Below are 9,078 nucleotides of genomic sequence, written 5' to 3' on the forward strand. Positions count from 1 at the left end.
ACGAGGAATACCGTGAACTGCTGGGCCACCCTCGTGCCCACCAGTCGACGGAGGAGGTCAGCCGACAATGAGGATCCTGGTTGCCGAGGACGACGTACGACTGGCGGCGGTGCTTGAGGAGTCACTGGTGGAGGCCGGCTGGACGGTCGACGTCGTGCACGACGGCCGGTCCGCCTATGACCGCCTGCTGCGAGACGGGGCGTACGACGTGGCCCTGCTCGACTGGATGCTCCCCCGACTGGACGGCGTCAGCGTCGCCCGCAGGCTGCGCGACCTGGGTGTGGCGTCGACGCCGATCATGATGCTCACCGCACGCGGAGACGTCCGCGACCGGATCGAGGGGCTGGACGCCGGTGCCGACGACTACCTTCCCAAGCCCTTCGACCTCGACGAACTGCTCGCCCGTCTGCGTGCCCTGCGCCGTCGGGGCAGCCTGGCCAACCGGGCCCCCGTGCAGGTGGGGAACCTGGTGGTGGACCCTGTGGCGCGCCGAGTTGCCCGCGGCGGCGTTGACCTTGCCCTGTCGGCACGTGAGTTCGACATCCTCTACCTGCTCGCCACCCATGCCGGTCAGGTGGTGACCCGCCTCATGATCCTCGACGAGGTGTGGGACGGGGAGACCGATCTGCGGAGCAACGTCATCGACGTGCACCTGGCCGCGATCCGGGCCAAGGTCGACAAGCCCTTCGACACCGACACGATCTCCACGCTTCGCGGCGTGGGCTATCGGCTCGAGCCGGCAGCGCCGCGATGAGGCGGCTGCCGCTGCGGGTCCGACTCGTCGCCGGGTTCTCGGCGGCCATGTTCGTCGTCTTGCTCGCGGCCGGCGCGTTCGTCTACTCGCGGGTGCACTACGCCCTCGACCGAGGACTCGACAGTGACCTGGCCAGGGCCACCGAGACGTTGACTCCACTCGTCGGGCCGACGGGCACGATGACGAACCGCGCCAGTGCCGAGGCCACCGGGGTGGCGTGGCAGGTGCTGGGCGCCGACGGCACCGTCCTCGACCACGGAGGACCCGCCGGATCCTCGGCCATGGTCTCGACCCGAGTGCTCCGCGAGGTCGACTCGAACCCGTCCACCGTCGACGTGGGCGACCTGCTTCCGGCCTCGAAGGACCCCTACCGCGTCCAGATCGTCAAGGTCTCCGGGACGCCGACCCGCTACGTCCTGGTGGGCGTACGCCGCGACCACCGCGACGAGGCGTTGCGTGAGCTCCTCCTTCAGCTCGCCCTGGCTGGATTCGGAGCGCTGCTGGTGACCGGGTTCGTCGGCGAGCGCCTGGCGAGAGCCGCCCTGAGACCGGTCGAGCGCTATCGCCGACAGGCCGCAGACATCGCTGCCGGCGCGACCGACCTGCGACTTCAGGTCCCCGCCACACGCGACGACGAGGTCACCCGTCTGGGCCACACGTTCAACGACATGCTGGCCAGCCTCGAGCGGTCGCTGGACCGGGAGCGACAGTTCGTCAACGAGGCGAGCCATGAGCTCCGCACGCCGGTCACCCTGATCGGCAGTCGCATTCAGCTCGCCAGACGGCGCTCACGGTCGGTGACCGAACACGAGCGGATCCTCGACGAGCTCCAGGTCGACGTGGACCGGCTGGCCGACCTGGCCGAAGACCTGCTGCAGCTGGGTTCCGCCGGCGCACGGACGGGCACCGGCGACCTCGCGACGATCGCGGCCAGGGTGGTCGACCAGCGCCGCGTCGTCGATCCCCGACATGCGGTCGAGGTGAGCCTGAGTTCTCTGGTCTCCACCCTGCGGGTGGCGCTCGATGAGCTCGCGATCGAACGGATCCTGACCAACCTCCTCGACAACGCATCGGCCCACGGCGCACCGCCTCACGACGTACGTCTCGACCACCCCGACCCCTCATGGGCACGACTCCAGGTGACGGACGGTGGCGATGGCATGCCGCCTGACCTGCTGGCCACCGCCACTCGACGCTTCACGCGGGCGGGCGAGGCCAGGTCACGACCCGGCGCCGGTCTGGGCCTGGCTCTCGTCGCGTCGTTGACCGTGAGCTGTGGCGGCGAACTCCGGCTCTGCTTCGACGGGCACCATGTCTCACATGGCCTGAGCGTGCCGGTGCCCTGCGTCCACGGCCCGGCGATGACGGCGACCGTCCTGCTCCCCACGGCGTGACCGGGAGACGCTTCATCGTGGCTTCATGTCCGGCTCCCTACGGTCGTCGCCATGACCCCATCACTCGCCGTGGATGCCCAGCGCATCACCAAGTGCTTCGGCGAGATCCGCGCCGTCGATGACATCTCGGTCCGGGTGGCACCCGGTGAGGTGTACGGCGTGCTCGGGCCCAACGGTGCCGGAAAGACTACGTTCCTGCGCATGCTCTTCGGCCTGATTCGCCCGGACTCTGGCAACCTGCGGGTCTTCGACCGCACCTGGGAGCGTGACGGGATCCGAGTGCTCGAGGGCGTCTCCGGGTTCATCGAGTCGCCGCGGTTCTACCCCTACCTGACGGGTCGGCAGAATCTGGTGGGCCTGGCTCGCCTCGACGGTGGTGTTCGCCGCGGCAAGGTCGACGACGTGCTCGAGACGGTCGAGTTGACCGATCACGCCGACCTCAAGGTCGGCGGTTACTCCTACGGGATGCGGCAACGGCTCGGGGTGGCGGCAAGCCTGTTGCGGGAGCCGAAGCTGCTGGTGCTCGACGAACCCGCCAACGGCCTCGACCCGGCTGGCATCCGCGACATGCGGGCCCTCGTCAAGCGGTTGGCGGACAGCGGCCTGACCGTGCTGCTCTCCTCCCACAACATGGAAGAGGTCGAGGAGATCTGCAGCAACGTCACCATCATGAACCGAGGAGGGGTCGCCTTCCACGGCAGCATCACGGACCTGCGGGCGATGGCACCGGACCCCGGCTACCTGCTCGACACGGACGACAACGAACGAGCCTCCGTGCTCGCCGACCGACACCCCGGTGTCACCCTCAGCGTCGACCACTCGACGCTGGTCGCGTCCGGTGCACACGAAACCGTGAGCGCGTTCGTCGCCGACGTCGTCGGCAGCGGCGTACGGCTTCGTCAGTTCACCCCGACCCGCACCCCACTCGAGTCCTTGTTCTTCATGCTCACCGATACGGAGTCGGCTCCAGGTCCCGCGGAGGAGGTCGAGAGCAGATGACACTCACAGCCACCGACCATCGCCGGGTCGAGGCCACCACGGATCGTGCCGGCTTCGGCGCAGCACTCGCGTTCGAGGTCCGCAAGCTACGCGCCCAGGTGCGAGTCAGAGCCGTGCTCGCCGGCGCCCTGCTGGCACCCGTTCCGATCGCACTGATCATCCACGCCCAGGGCAACCCGCCCAAGGACACCCTCTTCGGACGCTTCGCCACCACCAACGGCTTCGCGCTGACGCTGCTGGTGCTCGGCTTCGCGGGACAGTGGCTGCTGCCCCTGCTCACCGCCGTCGTGGCCGGTGACATCTTCGCGAGCGAGGACCACCACGGCACCTGGAAGACGATCATGACCAGATCCGTCAGCCGGGCGTCGCTGTTCGGTGCCAAGACCACGACCGCACTCGGCTTCGCCGCCCTCGGACTGGGGGTCCTCGCCGCCTCCACGATCGTGTCCAGTGTGCTGATCGGCGGCCACGGGACGTTGACCGGACTGTCGGGGCAACTGGTGCCGCCGGCAACGGCCTGGCGACTCGTCAGCGCCAGTTGGCTGAGCACACTGCCACCCAGCGTCGCGTTCACCGCACTGGCCATCCTTCTCTCCGTGTGGTCACGCAGCGTCGCAGTCGGCGTGGCCGCACCCACTGTCATCGGAATGGTGATGCAACTGGTCGGTGCCACGGGTGGTGCCGAGGCCCTGAGGCCCTACCTGCCCACCACCGCCTACGAGGCCTGGCACGGGTTCCTGGCCACCCCGGCGTTCACCGGCCCGTTCCTGATCGGGCTCGTCGCCTGCTCAGTGTGGACCGTCCTGACCCTGGGGTTGGCCCTGGCCATCACCGTTCGTCGCGACATCACCGGAGGCTGACATGCGACGCATCATCACCATCCTTCTCACCACCGTGGTCGTGCTGGCCGGCCTCGGTCTCTTCGCCCGGGCCACCAGCGGCGGCAGCAGTGTCACCAAACCCCGACTCGAGCGATCGATCGCTGTGTCGTTCAGCAACGTCTACAGCCAACAGGCCGCACTGCTCGGGCACAAGGGCATCTCGCCGAAGTCTCTGCACGCACAGGCGATGTGCGACAAGGGGCCGGGCGTGCCGCAGAACGGACCCGGCACCTCGTGGGTCTGCCTGATGAGCTGGGACGACCCCAACGTGCCCATGCCGACCACCGGCTACGGCAAGTTCGAACTCTCCGTCCACAGCAACAGCTGCTACACCGCCGGAGGCCCCTCCTCGCTGATCGGCTACCAGACCATCGCCGCCGCAGACGGAAAGACCGTGACCAACCCGGTATACGAGTTCGACGCGTGCTTCAACCCGCAGTCCGACAACACTCCGACGCACGTCACCTTCCCGTCAGCGGTCAGGATCACCAGCACGACCGCCACCCCCGACGATTCGGGACGACTCCGCGTGGACCTGGCCTGCGCCGAGGGAGCCGGAGGCTGCAGAGGCACGCTCACCGGCACCGCCGACGGTAGTTCCCTCGGGGCGGTCGACTTCTCCCTCACCGAGCAGGCAACCGATTCGCTGAACCTGCCCCGGGCACTGCCTGCGAAGGCCAAGAACGTGACCTACACAGTGACCACCACCGCGGGCGTGGCACCGCCACCACCGACGCTGCCGGTCCAACGCTGACGACCTTCCCGGACTACCCCGACACGCGACAAATCGCGCGGTGGTAAACGGCCCGGGGCGCTCGTTGGCGATCAAACCCAGCCGGCAATTTGCGTCGTGAATGTCGCGCCGCGGATCTCGCGCACACGTCTGTTGAGGGGAGTCGCTCAGGCAGCGAGGTCCTGCACTCCCCCGTCCCATGTTTGCCCCCGCCAACGCCCACTAGCGGGTAGGACGAGTCGTCACTGCCGCTTGCAGAAAGCCCCTGCCCCGCTGACACATGTGGAACCGTCGATTGAATTCGATGAGGATGGCGAAGCGCCCGCACTTGAGTCTGGACCGCTGGCGCACCTTGCACGGTAAGTTAGTGCGCAGAGAGCCCCAACCTCCGACGGATCACGTCGTCGGCTCCTCCCGAACTGGCGCTCCACAGCTGGATGACTGGCTCGAAAGCTTCTCTCCACGAGAGATCTTCCCACCCGAGGTAGTTCTCTAGATGCTCACCGAGGCCTGCGAAAGCGAGCAGCGCGGGCATTGCGTGGAACGCGATTGACTCAGTCCGCATTGCGACAATCTGCTTGTCGCGGGGCGACACTTCGTCGAGATACATCAGCCCGGATGATCTTGAGTGCGCGACGTCAGACAGTCCCTGCCACATCGATCTGCCGAGGTCGGCTGTCAAAACGGTCTCGATCATCTCGATTGTGCTCGATCGAGGCTTCCCGTCCTCCGACAGCACCTTTGGCGATCGGTAACGCTCACTGGGCTTCACCCTATGAACTTCGAAGCCGACCGATTCCGCAGCACATAAGACAGCCTCACGGTGCACTCTGGCCTCTTCCCAGCCATCGTTGTCGCGGAGCGCTTCTTCCGTTAGCTGCTCGCACTGGAGATTCCAGAGTCGCCGGATCCGCTCAGCAGGGGACACCTTGGAATCGGTCAAGTAGCAGGCTGCTGCGCACGCTTCGAGCGCCGCGCGGCTAAGGACAGCGGTTGCTCGAAACCCGACATCGTTTTGCACGAGATGCCCAAGAGCCTCGAGGTGATCCATTGCTGCGCGTACAAATCGCTGGACAAAGTCCAGCGTGCACCTAACCGGATCAACTAAGGGATGCGCTAGATAGACGATGGGATCGCCGTCCTCATCCGTCGGGACGTCGAACGACAGGTGGTCTGACAGCCAGGCGGCGTCCTGATCCGCCATTGAGCCTGTCATGTATCGAAGTCCGTAGTCCTCGTCGGGGTCTTCGCCGCTGGTTAAGAACACGACGTTGCGGCTAGCATCCATAACCCTTTGCGACAGACTGACCGACATCGCCAGGACTTCGCCTATCTGTCCGGCAGTCGGTCGTTCGGCTTCAATCAGTCGCCGTTGGCGCTCTGACTCCGTCAGATCGCGCATCAGCTTCTGGATATCTAGGGGAGCAGATTCATCGGACACGTCTGCCATTCTCCCCGCGAACTGTTTCCGCCAGCATTCGCATTGGGACATCGCGCGGCGGTGGCAGACTCAACAAACCTGAATGCAGGCAATCCCTACGGAACCAGTACCGTCAGATCCCGCCGGGTGGGTGCGACATTCCGCCGCCTGGCGGACACTGCGGAACCGGCGGAATCACTCGCGTGGCTCATCTGCGACGGCGTCCCAATACACCGTGTGGCCCGTGGGATAGGGCGCTCGCTTTGTCCTTGCGTTGAACTCGTGCGCCCACTTCTCTTGGATCTCCGGCCCTGCAGCGTCTCTTAGCTGACTGGGGTCCACTCCTATCAAGGCCTTCATCAAGCTGGCTCGGACAGGCTCCAAGACGTCGTCGAGGCGACGCTCCATCTCCTCGATCAGTCCACGGAACTCGAGGACCATCTGCGCCGGAGGTGGGACCACGACCGTCAACCCAGCGACGTCTCGAACCTTGAGGGTGCGCGAATCGAGGACGCCGACCGCGTACGTGACCGCGAGTTCGGACTGCGAGTGCGCAACAGTCGCGTTCCTGTACACCCGCACCTGATCGTGGACGTCGGCTAGCTCTTCTGGAACAGCGACGTGATCCGTCATGCAGCCACGAACATTCGAGTGCTGGACCGTGCGGCAGTAGGCGATCACGGCAAGCCCCACCAGGTGATGGCTGGCATCAGCGAGCACCGATCCCGCCTCAAAGCCTTGGATGGCCAGATCTAGTGCGTTGCGGGCCTCGGCAAGGTCCGATCCGAAGCTCGACAGTTCGATGAATAGCCGACTCTCGAGAGAGTCCCTAACCGGGACCACCACGAAGGGCTGCGTCTCCTCATCGCTTCCCATATGGCAAGTATCGCCGCCCAGGTTCCTCTGCGCTTAGCGATGCAAGAATGAAGTCGCGTCTTTCCGCCGCCTAGCACGCACACATCGGACGGGGCCATAGCCGGGGACTCGGGCCAAGGTCTGTCGGTGGCGTCGGCAGGATGCCTGGTGTGCTGATTGCCGAACACCTTCTCGCCGCGTACGACGCCGAGCGTCCATCCGCGAAGGTCGCCCCTTCGGGGTTCACCGAGCTCGACTCGCTGACGGGTGGCATGGTCCCGGGCCGGGTCTGGCTCCTGCTCGGTGTTCCCGGTGAGGGGAGGACCACGCTCATGACGCAGTGGGCCGCGGCGGTCGCCGGTGAGCCCGGTCAAACTGTCCATCTGGTCACCCCGCGTGAGGCACCTTGGGTCATCGTTTCTCGTTTGCTGTCCCTGACTGGGTTGTTGCCGCTGGATCGTCTCAATGAGGGATCCTTGGACGACTCGCATCAAGGGAAACTGGGCCGTGCTCGCGAAAAGGTCCAGGCGCTGTCGTTGTGCCTGTATGCCCAGGGCGAGGACGTCTACGTCCCCGAAGTACACCCCGGTCACGCGGCGATGAAGCCGACCGCTGTGCTGATTGACGACGCCGACCGCGTCGCTGGCCTCACGCCGACGTCCCTGGCCGCGTACGCCGCCGCAGGGCTGTTCGTTCTGATCTCCCTACCCCGCCACCACGTGATAGGAGAAGACGGCGACCTGGATTCCACGTGGGCACGCGTCGCCGATGTCGTCCTGGAAGTGAGGCACAGGGGCCTTCCGACTGGTGATCAGAGGCCCGGGGAAGCGGATCTGCACATTCACAACAACCGGTGGGGTCCCACCCGCACGATCCCCACGTTGTATCAAGCCCACTTCTCACGATTCGTGGACTCTGCGTCGTGACCTACAAACCCCATTCCGGAGATATCTCGTTCGTAACGTGGCGTAAGCGGAGACATGCGAGGGTCCTCCCATGCGACTGCCACAACTCCTGCAGGACTCTGATGATGGGCCCGCCCGCGAGGTCCTGTATCGCTATTACGGCCTCGGGTCATACCGGCAGGCCAGCCCTTTCACTGGGGCAAGATTCGACACGTGGGACAACAGCGGAACTCGGTCAGTTGACCGGGACCGCTTCACTGCCGATGACTTGGTAGCCGTCACGCTCCTCTCCGTACATGTTCCTGCGCTTGCCGCAATCCTGCTTCTCGAAACCCGAGCGGGGCGGTTCACGGAGTTGCTCGAGGCGCTGGGTGAGGATCGGGATCTTGTCGAGGAGCGTGCCCCGTGGAGCGCTGACTGGGCAGGGACGAAGCTGTGGAAGGAACTGACCAGCCTGCCCGACGTCGGCGCGACGATGGCCAGCAAATTGTTGGCGCGCAAGAGACCACGCCTCAGACCGATCTATGACTCAGTCGTTGCGGATGTGATCGGCTCGAAGCAGTTGTGGAACCACTGCGAGCGCTCCTGAACGCTGACCCTGATCTTCACGAGCGTCTGCTCAGGCTCCGGCGTGATGCGGGTCTACCCGAAGCGGTCTCAGCCATCCGGGTGTTCGACGTTCTGACCTGGATGGAAGGCAAGCAGTACGTCCCTGAGTCGCGTCGGAAAGGACCACGCGTGATCCGATGGCTGCACTCCAAGCTGTCCTGTCAGGAAACATCCTGAGGTTGTCGGGGTGCTGGATGAGCCAGTTCGTCAATGAGGACGTTCCCCCCTTCTTGGACCCGATGATCAGGTAGTCCGGCAGCGGACGGCGAGCAGCCGTCTGCTCGCCGTACCGCCGGACCAGGGAACGAACAGCCAGTTGGGCGGGCCGAGGAGTCCTGNNTCGTCATGGTCATGACCGTGTGCGTCCTCTCACGGAGCCCTGAGGAACAGGGCCCCAGTGCTCCAGTCGTGGCCGTCGACGGAAGGGCCGCTGAGGGTCTGGACCGTTCCCGGCACCGCCCCGTCCTGCCACTGCACGGTCTGCAGCGTTCCGTCGCTGTTGCTGAAGTGGAGCTTGCCGTTGGCCAG

At 65.6% G+C, this 9,078-nt stretch carries 8 protein-coding genes and 1 pseudogene; 7 read left to right on the forward strand and 2 right to left on the reverse strand.

Features of this window, described 5'->3' with window-relative positions; all coding sequences use genetic code 11:
• The first annotated feature begins 67 nt into the window (after nt 1-67).
• From ASD66_RS15010 to ASD66_RS15030, 5 genes are read left to right on the forward strand one after another with little or no spacing between them, the layout of a single operon-like run.
• Nucleotides 68-754, forward strand: coding sequence for a response regulator transcription factor (locus tag ASD66_RS15010; RefSeq protein ID WP_056891382.1), 687 nt, complete (start codon nt 68-70; stop codon nt 752-754).
• A complete protein-coding gene (locus ASD66_RS15015; RefSeq protein WP_056891383.1) occupies nt 751-2,148 on the forward strand; it encodes a sensor histidine kinase in 1,398 nt (465 codons plus the stop codon). Before ASD66_RS15010 ends, ASD66_RS15015 begins: the two co-directional genes overlap by 4 nt.
• A 51-nt stretch (nt 2,149-2,199) precedes the next feature.
• Complete coding sequence (locus tag ASD66_RS15020; RefSeq protein WP_056891384.1) at nt 2,200-3,147, forward strand: ABC transporter ATP-binding protein; 948 nt, start codon at nt 2,200-2,202, stop codon at nt 3,145-3,147.
• A complete protein-coding gene (locus tag ASD66_RS15025; protein ID WP_056891385.1) occupies nt 3,144-4,007 on the forward strand; it encodes an ABC transporter permease in 864 nt (287 codons plus the stop codon). Before ASD66_RS15020 ends, ASD66_RS15025 begins: the two co-directional genes overlap by 4 nt.
• Nucleotide 4,008: 1 nt before the next feature.
• Nucleotides 4,009-4,782 (forward strand): hypothetical protein, encoded by a 774-nt coding sequence (locus ASD66_RS15030; RefSeq protein ID WP_056891386.1) that lies wholly within the window; start codon nt 4,009-4,011, stop codon nt 4,780-4,782.
• 343 nt (nt 4,783-5,125) lie between these two features.
• On the opposite strand, the gene ASD66_RS15035 is transcribed toward ASD66_RS15030, so the two are convergent.
• Together ASD66_RS15035 and ASD66_RS15040 are read right to left on the reverse strand one after the other, a co-directional pair.
• The gene (locus ASD66_RS15035) at nt 5,126-6,202 is read right to left on the reverse strand and encodes a hypothetical protein (protein WP_156388696.1); all 1,077 of its coding nucleotides are present in this window, start codon (nt 6,200-6,202) and stop codon (nt 5,126-5,128) included.
• 174 nt (nt 6,203-6,376) lie between these two features.
• Nucleotides 6,377-7,057 carry a hypothetical protein gene (locus tag ASD66_RS15040; RefSeq protein WP_056891388.1) on the reverse strand — a complete coding sequence of 227 codons (681 nt, stop codon included), beginning with the start codon at nt 7,055-7,057 and terminating at the stop codon, nt 6,377-6,379.
• A gap of 149 nt (nt 7,058-7,206) precedes the next feature.
• Here ASD66_RS15040 and ASD66_RS15045 point away from each other — a divergent pair, with 149 nt between their 5' ends.
• On the forward strand, nt 7,207-7,962 hold the full coding sequence (locus ASD66_RS15045; protein WP_056891389.1) for a DnaB-like helicase C-terminal domain-containing protein: 756 nt from the start codon (nt 7,207-7,209) through the stop codon (nt 7,960-7,962).
• Between the two features lie 70 nt (nt 7,963-8,032).
• Nucleotides 8,033-8,727 (forward strand): annotated as a pseudogene (locus ASD66_RS15050) (DUF6308 family protein).
• Nucleotides 8,728-9,078 lie beyond the last annotated feature (351 nt).

The organism is Nocardioides sp. Root151 (genome assembly GCF_001427925.1).
In the GTDB taxonomy this organism is placed as follows: domain Bacteria; phylum Actinomycetota; class Actinomycetes; order Propionibacteriales; family Nocardioidaceae; genus Nocardioides.